At 35.5% G+C, this 2,452-nt stretch carries 1 protein-coding gene; it reads right to left on the bottom strand.

Features of this window, described 5'->3' with window-relative positions; genetic code table 11:
- Positions 1-38: 38 nt before the first annotated feature.
- On the bottom strand, positions 39-2,228 hold the full coding sequence (locus JO950_RS21695; RefSeq protein WP_026110219.1) for a glutamine synthetase III: 2,190 nt from the start codon (positions 2,226-2,228) through the stop codon (positions 39-41).
- Positions 2,229-2,452: the final 224 nt, after the last annotated feature.

The raw sequence follows: 2,452 nt of genomic DNA, 5'->3' as shown, positions 1-2,452 counted from the left end.
CAATAAAGACGGGACTTAATCGGGTATATTCTAAAATATTACTTCGTAAATAACAATTCTCTGTACTTCGTTAGCGTCCAGCTTTCATCATCTACTAATAATTCTAATTTATCACAATGATTACGAATGTCCTCAAAATAAGGTTTTACGTTATTGCAGTAAGCTTCGGCCATTTTTTGTGCATCAGTCAATTGGTTTGCTGTTCTTCGTTCACTCGTCATAGCCAATACTTTAGAATTAATTCCTTCAATATGGCCTGAAATTTCTTTAATCAAAACTATTTGCTCTTTTGCAATAGTTTCAAACTCCTTACCAAAAATTTCTTTTAATCCTTTCACATTTTCGATTAAAGTATTTTGATAGCGGATAGCTGTTGGAATAACGTGATTTCTGGCAATATCCCCTAATACTCGTCCTTCAATCTGGATTTTCTTAGTGTATTCTTCCAATTCAATTTCGTAACGTGCTTCAGCTTCTACGTGATTTAAAATTCCTAATTCATCAAATAACTCCAAAGCTTGTTTTGAAACCTTAGCTTTAATAGCTTCCGGAGTCGTTTTAAAATTACTTAACCCTCTTTTAGCGGCTTCTTTTTCCCAGGCTTCGCTATATCCATCTCCTTCAAACAGAATTTTTTTAGACTGCTTGATGTATTCTCTCAAAACATTAAAGATTGCATCGTCTTTTTTCATGTCTTTAGATTCAATCAAAGAGTCCACCTCTGTTTTAAAATCTCTTAGTTGTTTGGCCACAATAGCATTCAGAGTAGTCATCGCGTTAGAACAATTGGCATTTGAACCTACAGCTCTAAACTCAAATTTATTTCCGGTAAAAGCAAAAGGAGAAGTTCGGTTACGGTCTGTATTGTCTAAAAGAACGTCCGGGATTTTCCCTACTACATTTAATTTTAAGTCTGTTTTTTCTTCAGGCGACAATTTCCCGGTGGTTACACTTTCCAATTCTATTAATACTTTAGACAATTGTGCTCCAATAAAAACCGATATAATTGCCGGTGGTGCCTCATTAGCTCCCAAACGATGATCATTGCTTGCTGTTGCAATAGATGCTCTCAATAAAGTTTCGTAATCATTAACCGCTTTAATTGTATTGATAAAGAAAGTTAAAAACTGTAGATTACTCATTGGTGTTTTACTCGGACTCAATAAATTAACTCCTGTATCTGTTGCCAATGACCAGTTATTGTGTTTTCCGGAACCGTTTACCCCTTTAAAAGGTTTTTCATGAAACAATACTTTAAAATCATGACGTTCCGCTACACGCTGCATCACATCCATTAATAAAGAGTTGTGATCTACAGCCAGATTGGTTTCTTCAAAAATCGGAGCCAATTCGAATTGGTTTGGCGCTACTTCATTGTGACGAGTTTTTACCGGAATCCCCAACAACATACATTCCTGCTCTAAATCTCTCATATACGTTAAAGCACGTGTTGGAATAGAACCGAAATAATGATCGTCTAATTGTTGTCCTTTTGCAGAAGTATGCCCCAGTAAGGTTCTTCCTGTCATCATTAAGTCAGGACGTGAATTAGCTAATGCTTTATCAATTAAAAAGTATTCCTGTTCCCATCCTAAAGTAGCGGTAACTTTCTTTACATTTTTATCGAAATATTTACAAACTTCGGTCGCAGCCTCATCCATAACGGATAGTGCTCTTAATAATGGGATCTTATTATCGAGCGCTTCTCCTGTATAGGCGATAAATACGGTTGGAATACATAAGGTTGTACCATATATAAATGCCGGAGAAGTTGGATCCCAAGCGGTATACCCTCTTGCCTCAAATGTATTTCTTATTCCTCCATTCGGAAAACTTGATGCATCAGGCTCCTGCTGTACCAATTGTGCTCCTCCGAATTTCTCTACAGGATCACTTCCGTCATAAGAAGTCTCAAAAAAAGCATCATGCTTTTCTGCTGTTGTACCTGTAAGCGGCTGAAACCAGTGTGTATAATGAGTTACACCTTTTGATAATGCCCATTCTTTCATCCCCATGGCGATATAATCGGCCAGTTTTCTGTCTATCTTAGTTCCGTGTTGAACGGCATCTCTCACTCCTTTTAAAGCATCAGAAGTCAAAAACTGCTTCATCGCTTTCTCATTAAACACATTTGAACCAAAAATGTTTGACTTTCTGTCTATTTCTTCAAAATGTACAGGCTTTCTGTTGGAAGCTTCTTGTAAAGCTTGGAAACGTAATGTTGACATGTATAGTAGGTTTAAAAATTCGTAATCATTTTCATTAAAAAAAGTGAAACAAATATAATCAATAAAACCCCCTGTTTAAAACATAAACCAGAGAATTTTATTCGATGATTTTTCAACGTTAAGCGGTTTTTTCAAAGAATAATGAATTTGATTCAAAGAAATATAACAAAACACCGCAGTACTATTCATTAAATAAACATTTTTTCATAATTCCTTAAACTAAA

The organism is Flavobacterium sp. UGB4466 (genome assembly GCF_903469665.1).
In the GTDB taxonomy this organism is placed as follows: Bacteria; Bacteroidota; Bacteroidia; order Flavobacteriales; family Flavobacteriaceae; genus Flavobacterium; species Flavobacterium lipolyticum.
Note: the sequence above shows the minus strand (reverse complement) of the source record. Positions and strands in the feature narration are given on the sequence as shown.